The sequence below is a fragment of the Bacillus sp. V26 genome (genome assembly GCF_034296245.1).
GTDB lineage: Bacteria > Bacillota > Bacilli > Bacillales > Bacillaceae > Bacillus > Bacillus halotolerans.
The window spans coordinates 1,334,359-1,354,711 of the sequence record NZ_JAXKQF010000001.1; the positions used below are offsets into that span (position 1 = coordinate 1,334,359).

A 20,353-nucleotide genomic window follows, 5' to 3' on the forward strand; every position below is an offset into this window, starting at 1 on the left:
TAACTACGGGTTCGTCACTCGTACGCCTTGGACATAAATATTGACAGAGTCCACTGCAAGTCCGACTGTTTGATTTACTGTGTACTTTACTTTTGTTTGGACGTTATGTGCCACTTCAGAAATTTTTGTGCCGTAGCTGACAATGATATACATGTCAATATGTATCTGTTCTGCTTCTTGGCGAACTTGAACACCTCTGCTGAAATTCTCTTTCCGAAGGATTTCAGTCAGTCCGTCTTTAATTTGGTTTTTAGAGGCCATTCCAACAATGCCGTAACAGTCAATCGCAGCGCCGCCGGCAACCATTGCAATGACTTCATTCGATATATCAATCTGCCCGTATTTCGTTCTTAATTCAATGGACACACTAGTTCCCCCTTCGAATGCATAGAGTTACAGCTATTCTACTATATGAATTCCATTATGAAAAGAAAAGACGCGACAAACGCTGCACGTCTCTTTACATATACTATAGCGCCGCTGTTTGTGCAAGATGTCAAGTGAATTTTCTTGAAAGATGATGAAACAATAGTTGCAAACGTTTTTTAGCTGTGGTAAATTATTTAAAGTATCCATATCGAAAGCATCTAAGAACATATGAAAGTGAAAAAGTAGATGTTTTGTGCAAGTGAGGAGGGAAACAAATGGCACGTAAATGCGTTATCACAGGTAAAAAAACAACAGCTGGGAATAACCGTTCTCACGCAATGAACGCTTCTAAGCGCACTTGGGGCGCGAATCTTCAAAAGGTTCGTATCCTTGTGAACGGAAAACCTAAAAAAGTATATGTATCTGCTCGAGCTTTGAAATCCGGTAAAGTTGAGCGTGTATAACAAAATGAACGCCTGCCCTGATATGTGGCAGGCGTTTTTATGTGGTGAAAGGGGGCTTGAACCCCTGGGCTTTAATCTTTTCTAAATGAGCCCAGCATCGCCCGGACAATTCCTCCTAAAAACTTCGGCAATTTAATGGTGTAAAATTTCATTTTTGTCCCCTCCTATAAGTCCCGTAACCGCCTGTTCATCGCTTTAAGGTTCATTAATTTCAACAAATGAGTGAAGCAGAAGCTAATCCGTGCTTCTTATCATTATTAATATGCCTTTCGCAAACGAAAAAGTACCTCGTGAATGAATGAGTTCGTTACTAATACATAGTGTTGAACCAAGCGTAATATGACACTTATTTAGCGGATATTTAAAACCGATGAGAGTCAGCTCATCCACTTCTTCTGTAAATGGGATGAAGGAGATATACCGTTTGTTTTGATCGATAAGAAGAGAATATTCGCCTGGAGAGAACATCTGAATATCATTCTGTTTGTCTATAAGCTTCATTTTCGAATTTGTTTTTACTCCCCTGTACAGCAGCTGAATATTTCCTAAAAAGTGATCTGCTCTGCCTCCCGTAATACCGAAGATCTGAATGACATCCGGCTGCTTTTCGAGGGCCCAATCAAGAGCGAGGTCTAAATCAGTTTGATCTTTTTCTGCCTGGTACACATGGAGAGCGGGCGCGGCTTTTTCGATTTGCCGGCGTTCCTGCTCCGTAATGCTGTCAAAATCTCCGAAAGCTTCATCAGGAATGATGCCGGCATCTAAAAGCGTGACTGTGCCCTTGTCAACCCCGACCCAGATCGTGTGATCAGCCGTATAACCAGTCAGGTCGGGGATCAAATCTTTTGGGCCTCCCGCAACGATATTGATTTTTCTCATCTCTTTTTCCTTTCTGCTTCTGGGTACAGGAAAAAGAGCTCGGGCTAAATGCGCCCGGCTCTTTCTCCTGCTGCTTATTTGCTTCCTCTTATCTCAGAAATAGCTTTTTCGCGGTCAGTTTGGCCATAAACAGCAGAACCGGCAACAAGTAAATTTGCGCCCGCTTCGATGACTAGCGGGGCTGTTTCTTTGTTGACGCCGCCGTCTACTTCAATTAGCAGATCATGTTTCCCTTTTTCCTCTGCCATTCGTTTCACTTCTTTTATTTTCGGAAGAACAGAATGAATAAATTTCTGTCCGCCAAATCCAGGGTTCACCGTCATTAAGAGAACGAGATCAAGTTCTTCAAAAATATGCTCAATTACTTGAACAGGTGTATGCGGATTCAGGACAACGCCAGCTTTTACACCCTGCTCTTTCATAAGCTGGATTGTCCGGTGAAGGTGCGGACAGGCTTCAGCATGTACAGACAGGATATCTGCTCCAGCTTTTGCGAAAGCCGGGATATAACGATCCGGCTCTTCAATCATTAAATGTACATCGAGGGGCAGTTTCGTCACCGGACGAATGGCTTCTACAATCAGCGGCCCAATCGTAATATTCGGGACAAAATGGCCGTCCATGACATCAACATGAATGTAATCGGCTCCGCCTTTTTCTACATCTTGAATCTCTTTGCCTAAAGCGGCAAAATCAGCGGAAAGAATAGAAGGTGCAATCTTTACCATGATCTAATACCTCGGCTTTCTGTCTTTGATCTCTGTGATAAATTCAACATAATGGTCGTAGCGGTACTGCTTTAATTCCCCTTCTTCAACAGCTTGTTTGACTGCACATTTCGGCTCTTTCAAATGCAAACACCCTCTGAATTTGCATGATGCGCTTTTTTCTCTGATATCAGGGAAGGTGTAGCCCAGCTCTCCTTCTTCTATGTCTGTAAACTCAAGAGAGCTGAAACCCGGCGTATCCGCAACCAGACCTCCGGACGTGTGAATGAGCTCCACATGGCGGGTTGTGTGCTTCCCGCGGCCTAAATGCTCGGAAATCTCGTTTGTTCTCAAACCCAGCTCGGGACTGATCGCGTTGAGAAGCGAGGATTTTCCAACCCCCGACTGGCCGGCAAAGACCGTTGTTTTGCCGCGGAAATGCGGGATGATCTCCGTTAAACTGTCTTGGTCCTTAGAAGAGGTAAGATATACGTCATAGCCAATGTTACGGTAGTCTTCAGCATACGCTTGAATGAGCTTTTGTGTATGTTGATCTTCAATTAAATCCATTTTTGAAATACAAATAATCGGCTGGATGTCATTCGCTTCTACGAGAACCAAGAAACGGTCGAGCAATGCTGTGCTGAAAGATGGCTGCATCGCCGAGAAAACAAGCACCGCTTGATCAACGTTGCAGATCGGCGGCCTGATAAGTTCATTGGTTCTTTCTTTAATCTCCAGAAGATATCCTTCTTTATTATTTTCAGCTTGATAAACAACATAATCACCGACCAAAGGGGTGATTTTATTTTTTCTGAAAATGCCTCTTCCTCTGCATTGTATAACTTTTCCGCTATTTGAATCCTCTGATTCATCCAGTACGTAATAAAAGCCGCTAAGCGCTTTAATAATTTTGCCCTCAGGCATATTTTCCCTCCTTGTTATTCATCTTTCGGATACTCAATTGTTTTGTAGCTGACGACTTTATTATTTACCATCACTTGATAGTACCCTTTTTGGCCAGGTTCAATCTTCAGTTCGATCGTCCGTTCTACGGGCTCTTTAATCTTAAAATGTTCGTAAGTGTCAGAAATGCTGTGGTCTGCGTCGTCAATTGCGATTTGCACCTCAAGCTCGTCCCCTTCGTTTTCAGGCTCATATGGGATCTTGACTTTTTCTTTCACTGTTTTCGCCGGTTTCTTCTCAGGTCCGAGAGAAAATGTCACTTCGACCTCATTTCCCGGCTTTAGCGCCGTTCCCGCTGCCGGTTTTTGTTTGACAACCTGTCCTTCCGGAACGTCATCTGAGTACGCTTCTTTTTCCACCAGCTTGAGCCCGTTATCTTCCAGATATCCTGAGGCTGCTTCTTTACTGTATGTTTTTAAATCTCTGAGCGTAATATCTTCCGGCCCGATGCTGACTGTGAGCTTAACTTGATCTTCGTCCGGCACAAGTTCGGTCCCTGCTGACGGATTCTGGTCTATGACAGTGCCGGCGTCTTTCTCATCATTATTTACTTCATCCACCGTTACATTTTTAAAGCCCTGTTCCTTTAACACTTTTTTTGCCTTGTCGACTGATTGGTCCGTCACATCACCGATCTGCTTTTTTGCTTTACCTGTACTCTTATAAAGCGTAACCGTTGCTCCTTCTTTAACAGTGGACTCGGCTTTAGGATCGGTTTTGACCATCAGGCCTTCTTCGATCTTCTCATCTGAGATTTCCAAAACGTCTGAATCTACCTGCAAGCCTTCTTTTTCTAGAAGATCTGCCGCTTTCTCATATTCCATCCCTGCTACATCGGGTATTTTGACATCCTTTGGCATAAAAAGAGAAGGAAAAACAGTGACGGCGAGAACTCCTGCCGTGATAAAAATCAGACATATGGTGAGCAAAATCCACGGCCATTTTTTTCTCTTAGCTTTTTTCTTCGTTTGGTTTTCTTGAGGAAATGTCATGTCAGCTTCGGTTTCATTAGAAGCTTTCGCAAGCTCTTCATCCTTAATAATCGGAATCGCTTTCGTCATTTCTTCATCATCTTGAATCGTAAATTTCTTTTCGTTGAGCCTGTCCGCGTCAAAAGCTGTTCGAATATCTTCTTCCATATCTTCAGCAGTTTCATAGCGATGAAAAGGATCTTTGGCGGTTGCCTTTAATATGATGTTTTCAACGCTTTGGGGTACTGAGGGATTCCACCTTTTCGCTGAAGGGGTTTCAGCCTGAAGATGCTTTAAGGCGATGCTGACAGCCGATTCTCCATCAAACGGGATTCGGCCGGTTAACAGCTCAAATAAGACAATCCCAAGCGCATAAATATCTGATTTTTTTGTGGCCAGACCGCCCCGCGCCTGTTCTGGGGATAAATAATGGACTGAGCCCAGCACAGAATTGGTGTGGGTGATTGTTGTCGAAGTCAGTGCAGTCGCAATTCCAAAATCCGTTACTTTGATATTGCCCATATGGTCGATCAAAATGTTATGCGGTTTAATATCCCTGTGGACAATATGATTTTGGTGGGCATGGGCAATGGCTGAGACAATTTGCTCCATGATGCTGAGCGCTTCTTTGGGGTGAAGCGGCCCATTTGCTGTTATGTATTCTTTTAGCGTCATGCCCTCTACGTACTCCATGACAATATAGTAAATATCATCCTCCTCGCCCAAATCATAAATGCTGACAATATTCGGGTGATCAAGGCTTGATGCCGATTGGGCTTCTCTTCGGAAACGCCTGATAAACTCATTGTCATTCACGTAGTCAAACCGCAGGATTTTGATTGCGACTTCACGATCAAGAATAATGTCCTCAGCTAAATAAACGTTGGCCATTCCCCCGCCGCCTATGGCACGGAGAATCTGGTAACGCCCGCTGATTCGCTTGCCGATTAGCACTGATCTTCACCCTCTTCAACATGTAAAGCAAGCTCAAGCAACACTGCTGTAATATTGTCTTCCCCGCCATTCTCATTGGCTTTGTCCACAAGCAGGTTTACTTTTTCCTGAGGAGCTGAATCGCTTTGCAGGATGTCTTTTAATTCAGTGACTTCCACTTTATTCGTCAGTCCATCAGAACATAAAAGGAGTTTGTCTCCGGGTTCAATTTCGAAAGAACGTGCGTCAATACTGACAGATTGATCTGTTCCGAGCGCCTTCGTCAGCACATTTTTGCGCGGATGATGCTCAGCATCTTCTCTGGAGATTTCACCGGTGCGAACCAGTTCATTCACAAGAGAATGATCCTCTGTCACCTGAACGAAAAGATCGTCCTGCAGCAAATAGCATCTGCTGTCGCCTATATGAGCAACGGAAACCGTTTTGCCTGTGAAAAGAGCGCATACAATGGTTGTTCCCATGCCTTGGCATTCTTCGTGCGCTTGGGCATGATCGTAAATCTTGCTGTTTACCGCGAGAATCTGTTCAATGAGCCACTCTTCACATTCTGACGGCGCCGCAGGAATCGTATCTGCCTCATTCCATTTCTCTCCCATGGCTTTCACAGCCATCTTGCTTGCAACATCTCCAGCAAGATGGCCGCCCATGCCATCAGCGACAACCGCTAATACAAAATCGTCTTTCCCCTTAAAAATACCCGCATCATCTTCATTATGCTGGCGGATTTTCCCTGTATCTGTTTTTAAGGCTGTTGTTAACAACCCTCATCACCTCGTCTCGTCTTGACGCTCCTTCGCGCGAAGCTGACCGCAGGCTGCGTCAATGTCATGGCCTTGTTCTCTTCGGATCGTGACATTTACTCCGCGGGATTTCAGCGTTTTCTCAAAAGCAAAAATCTGCTCGCGCGGTGTGCGGACGTAATCCCGTTCAGGCACATAGTTTACCGGAATCAAGTTCACGTGGCATTTTACGCCTTCCAGCAAGTCTGCAAGCTCTTCAGCGTGCTCGACCTGGTCATTTACGCCGCCGAACAGACCGTATTCAAAGCTGATCCGGCGTCCTGTTTTATTAATGTAATATTTAACGGCTTCCATTAAATCAGGCAGCTTGTACGCTCTGTTAATCGGCATCAAACGGCTTCTGATTTCTGTATTTGGCGCGTGCAGAGAAATCGCAAAGTTAATCTGCATTTGCTGATCAGCGAATTCGTAAATTTTCGGGATGATTCCGCTTGTAGAAACAGTAATATGGCGGGCACCGATATTCAGTCCCTTATCATGGTTAATGATTTTTAAGAAGGCAAGCATTTCGTTAAAGTTATCAAATGGTTCGCCAATTCCCATGATGACGACAGAGCTGACGCGTTCATCCGTTTCATCCAGCGCTTTTTGAACTTTCACCACTTGAGCGACAATTTCGCCCGCTTCAAGATTTCGTTTTAAGCCGCCGAGCGTTGATGCGCAGAATGTGCAGCCAATGCGGCAGCCGACTTGTGTCGTTACACATACAGAATTACCATACTCGTGTCTCATTAAAACAGTTTCGATTGTATAACCGTCGTGAAGCTCGAATAAAAACTTCATCGTACCATCTTGAGAAGTTTGTTTAACTGCTGTTTTCAGCGTCGTTAATACGAAATGAGTGTTTAATTTCTCACGCAGATCCTTTGACAGGTTTGTCATTTCGTCAAAAGAAGATACTCGTTTTTCGTAAAGCCATTCAAAAATCTGTGCCGCGCGGAACGGTTTCTCTCCGTTGTCTGTCAGCCATTGTTTGATTTCGTCTAATTCAAAAGAATAAATTGAAGGACGCTCTGTCCGCAATTCTTTTCTGATCTTTGTTTTTTTAAGTTCTGTCATTGCTTATCCCTTCTTTCTCATGCTGCAAATAAAGAAACCATCTGTTCCGAAATAATGCGGAAGGATTTGAAGCCTCCCATCCCGAACAAAGGGTCTCGCCTTTTCGGGCAGCCGCTTTTCAAGAGACAAATCGGGTTCAAAATCAGGATGTTCTTGTATAAACGCATGGATAACTTCTTCATTTTCTGTCCGATCCATTGTACACGTACTGTAGACAAGAGTGCCACCTTTTTTTACTAATGGCGCAATTTCCCTTAAAATAGACAGCTGGATTTCAGCAAGCCGGGAGCTGTCATTCGGGGTTTTGGTGTATTTCATATCCGGCTTTCTTCTGATCACGCCAAAGCCTGAGCATGGAGCGTCAATCAAAATACGGTCAAACTGTTCACTTTTAAACGTTTCTCCCGCTTTTCTCGCGTCCATTGTTTTCGCATCAATAATGGAAAGGCCAAGCCGTTCTGACGCTTCTTTGATCAGCTTCACCTTATGTTTGTGAAGGTCAAGCGATGTCACACTTCCCTTGTTCTCCATTAATTCAGCGATATGGGCTGACTTTCCGCCCGGCGCCGCGCACGCATCAAGCACCGTTTCACCTGGCTTAGGGTCAAGGGCCCGGGCAACCAGCATGGAACTTTCATCCTGGATGGACACTTCACCGGTCTGGAAGAAGTGAGTTCCGGCGATTGTTCCCTTTACAAGCTTCACAGCATCCTCGGCGAGATCACCTTTTTCTGCTTCGATTCCTTCAGCTGCCATTTGATCAAGTATCTCCGCTCTGTCTGTTTTCATTTGATTGATACGCAGCGTTTGCTTAGGCGGAATGAGATGAATGCGGCAAATCTTTTCAGCCGCATCAAATCCGTATGCGTCTGCCCACTCTTTCACGAGCCATTCAGGATGGCTGGTTTCTGTCGCAAGCCTGAGAACAGGATCTTCGATAGCGTCAAAGGAAGGGACTCCTTCACGCTGAATAGAGCGAAGCACGCCGTTCACAAATGAGGCAATGCCTTTATGCCCTCGGTTTTTAGCAATCTCTACCGCTTCATGGATGACTGCCCGATCCGGGATTTTTTCTAAATATTCCATTTGATATAGGGACAGGCGGAGAAGCTGGATAACCCACGGCTTCACCTTTTGCGGCTTGTTGATAAACGGCTTGAGCATATAATCCAGCGCGATTTTGTTTTGCAATGTACCGTACACGAGTTCAGTCAAAAGCCCCCGGTCCTGATCGCTCAGTTTATTGGATTTAATAACCGATTTCAGAAGCAGGTTACTGTATGCCTGATTTTGTTCTAATTTGACCAGCGCCTCCAGCGCAATATCGCGAACGCTATTTGTTTTCATTGTGTACTCCTAACATATCACCTGTCTCAACATGGGCGCCACGGACGAAGTCTTCGCCTCGCATGCGTTTTTTGCCGGCAGGCTGCAGCTCTGTTAATAACAGTGCCGTATCGTTTCCTGTGGCGACGATAATTCCTTCTTTTTCAATAGCAATGACTGTGCCGGGCTCGGCTTTCGCCGGCGCCGCTGTTTTCTTGGCCGCCCACACTTTCAGGTTTTGTCCATTTAAAGTCGTATAGGCAACAGGCCATGGGTTTAAACCTCGAACTTGATTATAAAGCTCTTCCCCCGCTCTGGACCAGTCAATCAGCTCTTGTTCTCTTTTAATGTTTGGCGCATACGTCGCTTTCTCGTCATCCTGCTTTTCAGGTGATATGTCGCCGGCTATAACTTGAGGAACTGTTTCAGACAGAAGCTTCGCGCCAGCAACGCTTAATTTATCGTGCAGGGTTCCGACATTATCGGTTTCTTCAATGTCTACTTCCACTTTAGAAATCATATCGCCTGCATCTAATTTTTCCACCATGTACATAATGGTAACTCCGGTTTTTTTCTTTCCTTGGAGAATGGAATAATGGATAGGAGCCCCGCCTCTCAGTTCAGGCAAAAGAGACGCATGGACATTAATGCATCCATACTTAGGGCTGTCGAGAAGCTCTTTAGGCAGAATTTGCCCAAACGCTGCCGTCACAATAAGATCCGGTTTTAATGCCAGCACCTTTTCAATTTCTTCTTTCAGTCTGACTTTTTCAGGCTGAAGAACCGGGATACCGTGACGCAAAGCTTCTTCCTTCACCGGCGGAGGCGTGAGCACTTTTTTTCTGCCCTTCGGACGGTCCGGCTGCGTGACGACCCCCACTACTTCATATCCGTCATCTATCAGGGTTTTTAACACAGGAACTGAAAAATCGGGTGTTCCCATAAACACGATTCTCGTCATCAAATCATCCTTCCATATCCGCTAGTTCATCTTCTGTATAATATTTGCTTATTTTTGATGTAAACAGCACGCCGTCCAAGTGGTCCATTTCATGCTGCACGGCTCTCGCGAAAAAGCCTCTTGCTTCAAGAATAAACGGTTTTCCTTGACGGTTATACGCCCGCACTTTCACATAATCGGCACGTGTGACATCTCCGTAGACGCCGGGGAAACTCAAGCATCCTTCAACTCCGGTTTGCTCGCCGCTTTGTTCAAGAATTTCCGGATTCACAAGGTCAATTCTGCCGCTTTCTTCTCCGATATCAACAACAGCCGCTCTTTTTAAAATACCGATCTGCGGCGCTGCCAGTCCGACTCCATCCATTTCGAGCATGGTATCGTACATATCATCAAGCAGTTTTTTTAGCTTTTTATCAAAAACAGTCACGGTTTCCGCGGGCGTTTCCAAAACCTCCGCGGGATGTGTGACGACCTTTTTTACTGCCAATTCATTACCCTCCAAGACGTGAGATCTTACATCATCATATAAGGATTCATATCAATTGAAATCATTACATGTTTTTGTTCAATTTCCCGTTTATAATGTTCCAGTATCTTCTTCAATAAAGCTGATATCTGGGTTTCCTGTTTATATTTTATCACGCATTGATAGCGATATCTATCTTTGATCCTGGCGATCGGCGATGCGCTTGGACCGAGTATTTTCGTATCTGCCCCGCAGTTTGCTTTCAGAAAGTGTGCGATTTTCTCAGCGGTTACAGCCGCTTTTGCCACTTCCTCGTGAGAAACCGTCACAAGAGCCAAATAGTAATACGGCGGGTAGGATTGCTCCCTCCTGTGCGCCATTTCATGCTGATAAAACGTTTCATAATCATGCGTTTTCGTCAGCTGGATGCTGTAATGGGACGGTGTATACGTTTGAATGATGACATTGCCGGGTTTTTCATGTCTTCCCGCGCGGCCGCTGACTTGTGTTAGCAGCTGAAACGTTTTTTCAGCGGATCTGAAATCAGGAATGTGCAGTGTTGTGTCAGCGCTTAAGACTCCGACAAGTGTCACATTCGGAAAATCAAGCCCTTTCGCAATCATTTGCGTTCCAAGAAGAATATCTGCTTTGCCTTCTCCGAAAGCAGACAATAATTTTTCATGGGCACCTTTCCGAGAGGTCGTATCAACATCCATCCGTATGACTCTTGCATGTGGCAGCACCTTTGTTAATTCTTCTTCCACTCTTTGTGTTCCCGTTCCGAAAAAACGGATATGATCGCTACCGCATTCAGGACAAGTATGCGGAACAGGCTCTTCATGTCCGCAATAATGGCATTTCATCCTCTGGCCGGAACGGTGATACGTCATGGAAATGTCGCAGTGAGGACATTGCGGGACATATCCGCAGTCCCTGCACATTACAAAGGAGGAATAGCCCCTTTTATTTAAAAACAGCACAGCCTGTTCACCCTTGGCAATGGTTTCTTCAAGCTTTTCCATCAATTCTATTGAAAACATAGAGCGATTGCCGTTTCTGAGCTCCTCTCTCATATCCACAAGCGAAACCTCAGGCATCACTTGGTGATTGACGCGGTGTTTCAGCGAAAGCAGCTCGTACACTCCTTTTTGCGCCCGTGCATATGACTCTAACGTCGGTGTAGCACTGCCTAACACAACCGGACAGCGGTGGTGCTCCGCCCTCTTGATCGCTACCTCTTTCGCATGGTAGCGCGGCATTTCCTCTTGTTTATAGGACGATTCATGCTCCTCATCGATGATAATCATCCCGAGATTTTCAAACGGGGCAAAAATAGCGGACCTCGCGCCTACGACAAGCCGTACTTCCTTGCGGTGGATTTTGCGCCACTCGTCATACTTTTCACCAGTGGATAACCCGCTGTGCATCACGGCTACCTGAGAGCCGAAGCGCCCTTTAAATCGATGAACCATTTGCGGCGTTAACGATATTTCCGGTACAAGTACGATGGCTTCTTTTCCTTTCGCAAGCACTTTTTCAATCGACTGGAGATAAATTTCCGTTTTGCCGCTTCCTGTCACCCCGTGCAGGAGAAACACTTGATGTTCATTGTTGTCTAACGTCCGGCGTATCGGCTGAAAGGCCGCGCTCTGCTCGTCTGTCAGCGGCAGCGGCTCTGTTTTTTTGAACATTTTGTCCTGATAGGGATCTCTGTAAACCTCTTCATAGGTTTCTTTCAGAAGCCCCTTTTGGAGCAGGGTCTTGATGGTGGCCGAGCTTGCGTCTGTTTTTTTGCACAGGTCCGCTGCAGGTAATTTCGTGCCTTCCGGTTCCGTCATGAAAAAGTGCAGGATCGCCTGCTGTTTGGCCGCTTGTCGGGATAAACCCTCAGCCTGCTTGGAGAGCTCTTCTTTACCGGCATTGACCTGAATATACCTGACCATTTTTTTGTTCGCTTTTTGCGCCACCTTATAAGTTACATCGATATGGCCTTTTTGAACCTGCTTCTGGATGATTTTCAGCGTATCGTGATCAGGTATATCGGAATACAGCAAGCTCTTTGTTTCAGAAAACAGCCGTTCTACCTGCGGCGGGATATCCGCACCTTCCGCAATCTTCAGCTCTTTTTCATATTTTGCCTTTAATGCGGCAGGCAGCATCGCTTGAAGCGCCGTAATCTTAAAAGACAGCGTTTTGTCTGACAGCCATGAAGACAAATTCATCAGCTCTTCTGTTAAAACAGGCGTAAGATCTAATAAGTCCTCCACTTCTTTGACAGATTTACCTGAGAGATCAGACGTATCTTTGACAGCTGTCACAAACCCTTGAATTTTACGGGGGCCAAACGGAACAATGACCCTCATTCCCGTTTTGATCATACCTTTAAGATGGTCTGGGATTTTGTAATCAAACGGCCTGTCTATATTTTTGGTGCTGACATCAACGATGACTTCGGCAAAATTCATGAGTGCTCTCCGGTTTGTTTTAAGAGGGCTGCGACTTCTCCAAGAATGTCAAACGAAACATCGAGCTTAGACATCTTCGGCAGCTCGCGTTTGCGCCCGTCTTTGAAAAAGAGCGTCACAATATTCGTATCAGCACCAAAACCGGCCCCTGCCGCTTTCACATCATTCGCCACAACCATGTCAAGATTTTTGGCAGAAAGCTTTTTGCGGGCGTAATGTTCCACATCTTGTGTCTCAGCAGCAAAACCGACTAACAGCTGATGCTGTTTTTTCTCGCCCAATTCTTTTAAGATGTCGACTGTTCTTTTTAATTCAAGGGTCATTCCGCCGTCTTGTTTTTTCATTTTTTGGTCAAATACTGTTTTTGGCGTAAAATCGGCAACAGCAGCTGTTTTTATGACGACGTCGCTTCTCTCATACACAGAGAGCACCGCATCGCGCATGTCCGCAGCCGATTGGACAGGGATAAACTGAGAAAGCCCTTTAGGAACATCAAGCGAAACCGGCCCTGAGATCAAGGTCACGTTTGCACCAAACCGCACCGCAGCCTCAGCTAATGCATATCCCATTTTACCCGTCGATTTATTCGTGAAAAAGCGCACAGGATCAACTGCCTCCCGTGTCGGGCCTGCTGTGATCACCACTTGTTTGCCTTCTAAAGGCGCGTCTTTTTCTTCTGCAAAATGCTTTTCCGCAAGCTTCACGATGTTTTCGGGTTCTTCCAATCTTCCTTTTCCAACGTAACCGCATGCTAAATAGCCCTCGCTCGGTTCAATAAAACGAAAACCATCCTGATAAAGGACAGAAATATTGCGTTTGACAGCCGGATGGTCATACATATGCACATTCATGGCGGGTGCAATCCATATCGGCGCTGTTGCCGCTAATAAGGTTGTTGTCAGCATATCATCAGCAATGCCGTTGGCCAGTTTTCCAATCACATTGGCCGTAGCCGGCGCAACAATAAATAGGTCGGCCCAGTCAGCTGCGTCTATATGAGAGATGACGCTTGGATTTTGTTCTTTAAATGTATCTGTATATACTTCATGGCGGCTCAATGCCTGAAATGTCAATGGTGAAACGAACTGGCACGCAGATTCAGTCATAATGACTTTAACATTTGCCCCTGCCTGCACCAGCTTGCTTGTCAGCGCACAGGCTTTATAAACAGCGATGCCTCCGCTCACGCAAAGCAACACATTTCGATTGTTCAGCAATGACTTCTCCCCCTCTGCAATTTAAAACAGCACGGAAAAAAATAACAACCTACATGATATAGGTTGCTACTTGTGCTACTATTCGCGGTCTTCCTTTTCAAACGAAAGCAGGCCTGCATCAATTTCTTCTAAAGCTTTGCCTACATATTTGTGTGAAATCGTATGTTCAATCATCTGGTCTTTTTTGATTTGCATTTCACGCGCGCGTCTAGCAGAAACAGTTACGAGCGTGTATTTCGAATCCAATTTATTCATTAATGAGTCAATTGACGGATCTAACATCAGTTATTCAACCTCCAGCATTTTCTTATATCTTGGTGCAACGCGCTCACGCTTCAAATGTTCAGCGAGAACGATTGCTTTGATTTTGTCGCAAGCCGTTTCGACATTATCATTTTCTACGACGTAATCATATGCGTCCATCATTTCGATCTCAGCTTTTGCGGCTTTCATGCGATTTTCAATCAGAGCATCTGTTTCCGTTCCTCTTGTCACAATTCTGTTCTTCAGTTCAGAAAGACTCGGAGGCGCAAGGAAAATAAACAGACCTTCCGGGAAAGCATTTCTCACTTGAAGAGCGCCTTGAACTTCGATTTCTAAAAAGACGTCTTTTCCTTCTTGGAGCGTCTGTTCAACATAATCGACAGGAGTGCCGTAATAATTGCCGACATATTCTGCCCATTCAAGCAGTTTATTGTTTGCAATCATTTGCTCAAATTCTTCTCTCGTTTTGAAAAAATAATCGACTCCGTTCACTTCGCCCTCTCGCGGGTTTCTCGTTGTTACTGAAATCGAATACTCGAATTTTGTATCTTCTTGCGAAAAAATCGCTTGCCGAACCGTTCCTTTACCAACTCCTGAGGGACCTGAGAGAACGATTAATAACCCTCTTTCTTTCATGCGGCAATTATCCCTGCCCTTCATCCATAATTTCTTCTTTAACAGAAAGTCTGTGTGCAACTGTCTCAGGCTGGACGGCAGATAAGATAATGTGATCACTATCCATGACGACAACTGCACGGGTTCTTCGTCCGTATGTAGCGTCAATTAGCATTCCGCGGTCTCTTGCATCCTGGATCATCCGTTTGATTGGCGCAGACTCCGGGCTGACAATCGAAATCATCCGATTGGCGGAGATAATATTGCCAAATCCGATATTAATCAGTTTAATCGTCATCTTCTACGTTCCCCCTGTAAAATAGACGTCTCTAGTTTAGCCTAGCAAGTCCGTCTGTAAACAATACGCACAGTCACTATTCTATATTTTGCACTTGTTCTTTTATTTTTTCAATAGAACTTTTCATTTCGACGACAAGCTTTGTGATCTGGTGATCATTTGCTTTTGAGCCGATTGTATTTGCTTCCCGATTCAGCTCCTGGACAAGAAAGTCGAGTTTGCGCCCGACAGCTCCGCCTTCAGCTAATATATCACGAAACTGAGCGAAGTGGCTCTTCAGTCTTGTAATCTCTTCTGTAATATCAGAGCGATCTGCAAAAATAGCGCATTCTGTAACAAGCCGGCTCTCATCCAACACGTCTTCGGTCCATTCCTTTATTCTGGCATAAAGCCGTTCCCTGTAACGAGATACCGCATCGGCTGCCAAAGATTCGGTCTTTTCGGCCAGCTCTTCAAGCTGATCAATATGCATCAGACAGTCTTTGGCTAAAAGCAGCCCCTCTTTTTCGCGCATCTCACAGAGTCCTATTACGGCTTCCTCTGCAGCAGCTGTTATTAACTCCTCAAGCTTTTCATTTTGAGTCTGTTCCTCATGAATCTGGACGACATGATCAAGCTTGAAGAAGTCCATGACATCAGGCTCTGCGGACAATTGATATCGCTTTTTCATATTCTCTGCAGCTGCGACAAACTCATCGAGAAGCGGCCAATCAATGTCAAGCCTTCTCTCTACAAGCATATCACTGTCAACGGAGACGAAAAGCTCAATTCTTCCGCGCTGTATGTACTGCAGAATCGTCTGTTTCAGCTTATCTTCTAAATATAGCAAAGGCCTTGGCAAACGAGCGTTCACTTCTTTAAACCTGTAATTCACAGATTTAAGTTCAACGCTTACAGAGAGATCATCTTGTGTTTTGCTTGCACTGCCGAAGCCTGTCATACTTCGTATCATAAATAAAACACCCAATTTCTTCCCTGTTCTCAAAATAAAAGGGCAATAGACATGCTATTACCCCTAAGATTATATCATATGAATTTATTTTTTTCTTGTCAAAAGTGACCCCGCCAGCAAAAAAGTAGGGATGGCCGACATGCCGATGACCAGCATCCAGTCTCCCGGCGTGATGGCAACCGTATGGAAAATCGGCTGAAGCGGCGGATAGTAAATGACCACCAGCATCAGTAAAATCGATGACAATACAGCGCCGATCAGATACAAGTTTTCAAACGGATTTCTGGAAAAAACGGACGTTTCGCTCCGGCAGTCAAATACGTGAATGAGCTGAGCCAGCACCAACGTTGCAAACGCAATTGTCTGCGCATAAGACAAATTCTCAGGATTGCGGTGATACACGATGATAAAAGCCAAAATCGTGGCAGCACCGATTAAAAACCCTCTGGAGACCACCTTCCATCCAAGCTTGCGGGCAAACACCCCTTCTTTCGGGTGACGCGGTTTCCGCTTCATAACGTCTCCTTCCGGCTGATCCATGCCGAGCGCCATCGCCGGCAATCCATCTGTCACCAAGTTGACCCACAAAATCTGAATCGGCACGAGCGGCAAAGGAAGGGCAAGCAGCATGGCGAAAAGCATGACCAGAATTTCTCCTACGTTAGAAGCCAGCAGGTATCGGATAAATTTTCTAATATTTTCATAGATGTTTCTGCCTTCTTTAATCGCTGATTTAATGGTTGCAAAATTATCATCTACGAGAATGAGGGATGATGCTTCCTTCGCCACATCCGTTCCTGTAATACCCATTGCAACACCGATGTCAGCCTGTTTGATAGCCGGCGCGTCATTGACGCCGTCTCCTGTCATTGCAACGATATGTCCGTTTTCCTGATACGCTTTAACAATTTTCAATTTATGCTCAGGGGAAACGCGGGCAAACACATACACATCCTCCACTACGTCAGAAAGCTCTTCTTGCGAAAGCTCATTCAGCATCTGGCCGTCCATGATTTTTCCGCTTTTCGGGAGGAGGCGCAAATCTTTCGCTATAGCTTTCGCTGTCTCAACATGATCCCCTGTAATCATGACAGTCTTAATTCCCGCTTCACGGCATTCTTTAATCGCCTGTCTGACTTCAGGGCGCGGCGGATCTATGATGCCTGAAAGGCCAAGCATTGTCAGATCTTTTTCCGCCTGCTCCATTGACGGTGTTTCCCCTGCTTTTACCGGTCTATAGGCAACCGCAATCGTTCGGAGCGCCTGGGAAGCCAATTGCCGTAATACTGCCTCTGTTTCTGCTATTCTCTCATTTGAGAAAGGGGCGGCAGAGCCGTCATAATAAATACGGGCGGACCGCTGCATCAGTACATCCGGCGCGCCTTTCGTAATGATATAGCGCTTTCTGTCCTGATCCTCTACAATGACAGTCATCATTTTTCGTGCAGAATCAAACGGAAACTCCTCAACCACCCGGTAATGGGATTCCACAAACTCCTTTGAAAAGCCGCCTTTTCTTGCCGCAGTGAGCAGCGCTCCCTCTGTCGGATCTCCGTCAAGCACATAGTCACCGTTTCTATTCTCAATATTCGAGTTGTTACAAAGCGCTCCGAATAACAGCATTTGCTCCAGCGGCTTATGCTCATTCACACTGACCTCTTTATCGTTCAGTGTGAAGCCTCCTTTCGGATCGTAGCCCGTGCCCGACACTCTCCACGTTTTCCCTCCGGACCATACATGTGTGACCGTCATTTTGTTTTGCGTCATTGTTCCTGTTTTGTCTGAACAAATAATAGAGGCACACCCAAGCGTCTCAACCGCCGGAAGCTTTCTCACGATTGATTTTTGCTTGATCATACGCTGTACACCCAATGACAGCGCTACTGTCACAATGGCTGGCAGCCCTTCTGGAATGGCGGCTACCGCTAGCGAAACACCGGCTAAAAACATACTGTACAGATCGTGTCCCTGGACCACGCCGACAGCGACAACAAGTACAGTGAGCAGCAAAGCGACAACAATTAAAATTTTTCCGAGCTGCTCGAGCCTTCTTTGCAGCGGGGTTGACAGAGTTCCCGCCGATTCAAGCATGTCAGCGATTTTCCCCATAGCCGTGTTCATCCCTGTACCGACGACAACACCGACACCGCTGCCGCGGGTGACGATGGTTCCCATAAAGGCCATATTCGTAATATCCCCCAGCGACACATCGGGTTTTTTTAATTTATCCGCATGTTTCACAACCGGGATCGACTCTCCGGTTAACGCTGATTCTTCAATTTCCAGGCTTTTCGCTTCGACAATTCGGACATCTGCTCCAATCCGGTCGCCGCTTGTAAACTTCACAATGTCGCCCGGCACCAGTTCTTTAGAAGGAATCTTTGTCCAGCTTCCTTCCCTGAGCGCCATCACATGAGGAGTTGACAGCTCTTTTAATGCCTGAAGAGATTGCTCTGCACGCCGTTCTTGAAAGAACCCAAGTATGCCATTCACAAACACAATCGCAATAATCGCAACCGCGTCCACATATTCACCAAGAAACCCTGAAATTAATGTTGCCGCAAGCAGCACAAGCACCATGAAATCTTTAAACTGCGCCAAAAACAAGATAAGCGCTGATGTTTTTTTCCCTTCTTGAAGCTCGTTTGGCCCATGCTTGTCGAGGCGTTTTTTCACCTCTTTTTCAGTTAATCCTTGTTTCATGGACGTATTTGTTGCCTCTAATAAATCTGTTTGTCCCATTTCATGAAACTTCATTCCGCTCGTCCACTCCCCTGCTCTCTTATAGAGATATCACTCTATAAGCATGCTTATTCTGACTCGTCCCATTTCATGCTATAATTATCGAATGCAGGAAGAATGAGAGGGTGTATTATATATGTCGTTTGATGGCATGTTTACATACGGAATGACACACGAACTGAACGAGCGAATAATGGGCGGACGGATCACGAAAGTCCATCAGCCTTATAAGCACGATGTGATTTTTCACATCCGCGCCAATGGAAAAAACCAAAAGCTTTTATTATCGGCACACCCAAGCTATTCACGGGTGCATATCACGGCACAAACGTATGAAAACCCGAGTGAACCGCCGATGTTTTGCATGCTGCTAAGAAAGCATATTGAAGGCGGATTTATTGAAAAAATTGAACAGGCGGGCCTTGACCGCATTATGATTTTTCATATTAAAAGCCGTAATGAAATCGGCGATGAAACGCATCGAAAGCTTTATGTCGAAATTATGGGCCGCCACAGCAATATCATTCTGACGGACGGAGAGGAAAATGCGATCATCGACGGGCTAAAGCATTTATCGCCGTCAATGAACAGCTATCGCACCGTACTGCCGGGCTACGATTATAAACTTCCGCCGGCCCAGGACAAAATCTCACCGCTAGAAGCGACTGAAGATGACATGTTGCGTCATCTCAGTTTTCAAGAAGGACGGCTAGATAAACAAATTGTTGACCATTTTTCCGGTGTTTCTCCGCTCTTCGCAAAAGAAGCTGTCCACAGAGCGGGCCTTGCCAACAAAGTGACACTGCCAAAAGCGTTGCTGGAGCTCTTTGCAGAGGTAAGGGAGCACCGTTTCAACCCTAACATTACGACCGTTAACGGGAAGGAATATTTTTATCTGCTGGAGCTGACTCACCTTAAAGGAGAAGCACGCCGCTTCGATTCATTAAGTGAGCTGCTGGACCGTTTTTATTTCGGAAAAGCTGAGCGGGACCGGGTTAAACAGCAGGCTCAGGATCTTGAGCGGTTTGTTGTGAATGAGCGGAAAAAGAACGCCAACAAAATCAAAAAATTGGAAAAAACACTGGAGTATTCGGAAAACGCTAAGGAATTCCAGCTTTACGGGGAGCTGCTGACCGCAAATTTATATATGATGAAAAAAGGCGACAAGCAGGCTGAAGTCATCAACTACTATGATGAGGAAAATCCGACAATCGCCATCCCGCTGAATCCGAACAAGACGCCTTCAGAGAATGCACAGGCCTATTTCACTAAATATCAGAAGGCGAAAAACTCAGTTGCCGTTGTCGAAGAACAAATCAGGCTGGCTCAGCAAGAAATTGAATACTTCGACCAGTTGATCCAGCAGCTGTCTTCCGCTTCTCCGCGTGATATCAGTGAAATCAGAGAAGAACTTGTGGAGGGGAAATATTTACGTCCTAAGCAGCAAAAAGGGCAGAAAAAACAAAAACAGAACAACCCTGTTTTAGAAACATACGAATCCTCTTCCGGTCACACTATTTTAGTCGGCAAAAACAACCGTCAAAACGAGTATTTAACGACCAAAGCAGCTGCCAGAGACGACATATGGCTTCACACGAAGGATATCCCGGGCTCCCATGTTGTCATCAGAAGCAGCGAGCCGGATGAACAAACAATTATTGAAGCCGCCACAATTGCAGCTTATTTTTCAAAAGCAAAAGATTCAAGTTCTGTGCCTGTTGATTATACAAAAATCAGGCACGTCAAAAAGCCGAACGGCGCAAAGCCCGGATTCGTGACTTATGACAGCCAGCATACCGTCTTTGTCACGCCTGATGCGGATACTGTCATCAGGCTGAAAAAAAGCTGATTCCTATAAAGAAAAGCCAGAGCAGCAAC

Annotated in this window: 20 protein-coding genes; 2 read left to right on the forward strand and 18 right to left on the reverse strand. The window is 45.5% G+C overall.

The features are described 5' to 3' along the window. Window positions 1-3: 3 nt before the first annotated feature. The gene (locus UJ203_RS06770; protein WP_024121367.1) at window positions 4-366 is read right to left on the reverse strand and encodes an Asp23/Gls24 family envelope stress response protein; all 363 of its coding nucleotides are present in this window, start codon (window positions 364-366) and stop codon (window positions 4-6) included. Window positions 367-644: 278 nt separating this feature from the next. On the opposite strand from UJ203_RS06770, the gene rpmB reads away from it, so the two are divergent. After that, complete coding sequence (gene rpmB / locus UJ203_RS06775; protein ID WP_003221548.1) at window positions 645-833, forward strand: 50S ribosomal protein L28; 189 nt, start codon at window positions 645-647, stop codon at window positions 831-833. 71 nt (window positions 834-904) lie between these two features. Here the strand turns inward: rpmB and spoVM are convergent, their stop codons facing one another. The 17 genes from spoVM to UJ203_RS06860 all read right to left on the reverse strand — a co-directional run bounded on the left by spoVM (window position 905) and on the right by UJ203_RS06860 (window position 18,490). Next, window positions 905-985, reverse strand: a complete 81-nt coding sequence (gene spoVM / locus UJ203_RS06780; RefSeq protein WP_003221545.1) for a stage V sporulation protein SpoVM — start codon at window positions 983-985, stop codon at window positions 905-907. 82 nt (window positions 986-1,067) lie between these two features. Beyond that, window positions 1,068-1,712, reverse strand: a complete 645-nt coding sequence (locus tag UJ203_RS06785; RefSeq protein WP_101861203.1) for a thiamine diphosphokinase — start codon at window positions 1,710-1,712, stop codon at window positions 1,068-1,070. A 74-nt stretch (window positions 1,713-1,786) separates the two neighbouring features. Then, window positions 1,787-2,440: a ribulose-phosphate 3-epimerase gene (gene rpe / locus UJ203_RS06790; RefSeq protein WP_101861202.1), complete on the reverse strand. Its 654-nt coding sequence runs from the start codon at window positions 2,438-2,440 to the stop codon at window positions 1,787-1,789. A 3-nt stretch (window positions 2,441-2,443) separates the two neighbouring features. Beyond that, window positions 2,444-3,346, reverse strand: coding sequence for a ribosome small subunit-dependent GTPase A (rsgA, locus tag UJ203_RS06795; protein WP_322009323.1), 903 nt, complete (start codon window positions 3,344-3,346; stop codon window positions 2,444-2,446). Window positions 3,347-3,360: 14 nt separating this feature from the next. Continuing rightward, the gene (gene pknB, locus UJ203_RS06800; RefSeq protein WP_322009325.1) at window positions 3,361-5,310 is read right to left on the reverse strand and encodes a Stk1 family PASTA domain-containing Ser/Thr kinase; all 1,950 of its coding nucleotides are present in this window, start codon (window positions 5,308-5,310) and stop codon (window positions 3,361-3,363) included. Beyond that, entirely contained in the window at window positions 5,304-6,071 is a 768-nt protein-coding gene (gene prpC, locus UJ203_RS06805) for a protein-serine/threonine phosphatase PrpC (RefSeq protein WP_322009327.1), read from the reverse strand. Before prpC ends, pknB begins: the two co-directional genes overlap by 7 nt. Before the next feature lie 6 nt (window positions 6,072-6,077). After that, complete coding sequence (gene rlmN, locus UJ203_RS06810) at window positions 6,078-7,169, reverse strand: 23S rRNA (adenine(2503)-C(2))-methyltransferase RlmN (protein WP_024121361.1); 1,092 nt, start codon at window positions 7,167-7,169, stop codon at window positions 6,078-6,080. A 3-nt stretch (window positions 7,170-7,172) separates the two neighbouring features. Beyond that, window positions 7,173-8,516 carry a 16S rRNA (cytosine(967)-C(5))-methyltransferase RsmB gene (gene rsmB, locus UJ203_RS06815; RefSeq protein ID WP_322009330.1) on the reverse strand — a complete coding sequence of 448 codons (1,344 nt, stop codon included), beginning with the start codon at window positions 8,514-8,516 and terminating at the stop codon, window positions 7,173-7,175. Then, window positions 8,503-9,456 carry a methionyl-tRNA formyltransferase gene (fmt, locus tag UJ203_RS06820; RefSeq protein WP_059292801.1) on the reverse strand — a complete coding sequence of 318 codons (954 nt, stop codon included), beginning with the start codon at window positions 9,454-9,456 and terminating at the stop codon, window positions 8,503-8,505. The genes rsmB and fmt overlap by 14 nt, the downstream gene beginning before the upstream one ends. A 4-nt stretch (window positions 9,457-9,460) precedes the next feature. Continuing rightward, complete coding sequence (gene def / locus UJ203_RS06825; RefSeq protein WP_024121358.1) at window positions 9,461-9,943, reverse strand: peptide deformylase; 483 nt, start codon at window positions 9,941-9,943, stop codon at window positions 9,461-9,463. 26 nt (window positions 9,944-9,969) lie between these two features. Next, complete coding sequence (gene priA / locus UJ203_RS06830; protein WP_322009334.1) at window positions 9,970-12,387, reverse strand: primosomal protein N'; 2,418 nt, start codon at window positions 12,385-12,387, stop codon at window positions 9,970-9,972. After that, entirely contained in the window at window positions 12,384-13,604 is a 1,221-nt protein-coding gene (gene coaBC / locus UJ203_RS06835; protein WP_322009336.1) for a bifunctional phosphopantothenoylcysteine decarboxylase/phosphopantothenate--cysteine ligase CoaBC, read from the reverse strand. Before coaBC ends, priA begins: the two co-directional genes overlap by 4 nt. A gap of 78 nt (window positions 13,605-13,682) precedes the next feature. Then, window positions 13,683-13,886, reverse strand: coding sequence for a DNA-directed RNA polymerase subunit omega (gene rpoZ, locus UJ203_RS06840; RefSeq protein WP_003221520.1), 204 nt, complete (start codon window positions 13,884-13,886; stop codon window positions 13,683-13,685). 3 nt (window positions 13,887-13,889) lie between these two features. Next, the gene (gene gmk, locus UJ203_RS06845) at window positions 13,890-14,504 is read right to left on the reverse strand and encodes a guanylate kinase (protein ID WP_024121355.1); all 615 of its coding nucleotides are present in this window, start codon (window positions 14,502-14,504) and stop codon (window positions 13,890-13,892) included. A gap of 7 nt (window positions 14,505-14,511) precedes the next feature. After that, complete coding sequence (gene remA, locus UJ203_RS06850; protein ID WP_003154355.1) at window positions 14,512-14,781, reverse strand: extracellular matrix/biofilm regulator RemA; 270 nt, start codon at window positions 14,779-14,781, stop codon at window positions 14,512-14,514. A gap of 76 nt (window positions 14,782-14,857) precedes the next feature. Continuing rightward, a complete protein-coding gene (locus UJ203_RS06855) occupies window positions 14,858-15,733 on the reverse strand; it encodes a YicC/YloC family endoribonuclease (RefSeq protein ID WP_322009341.1) in 876 nt (291 codons plus the stop codon). A gap of 84 nt (window positions 15,734-15,817) precedes the next feature. Further along, window positions 15,818-18,490 carry a calcium-translocating P-type ATPase, SERCA-type gene (locus tag UJ203_RS06860; RefSeq protein ID WP_322009343.1) on the reverse strand — a complete coding sequence of 891 codons (2,673 nt, stop codon included), beginning with the start codon at window positions 18,488-18,490 and terminating at the stop codon, window positions 15,818-15,820. 121 nt (window positions 18,491-18,611) lie between these two features. Here UJ203_RS06860 and rqcH point away from each other — a divergent pair, with 121 nt between their 5' ends. Continuing rightward, window positions 18,612-20,324 (forward strand): tRNA modification protein RqcH, encoded by a 1,713-nt coding sequence (rqcH, locus tag UJ203_RS06865; RefSeq protein ID WP_044155941.1) that lies wholly within the window; start codon window positions 18,612-18,614, stop codon window positions 20,322-20,324. Window positions 20,325-20,353 lie beyond the last annotated feature (29 nt).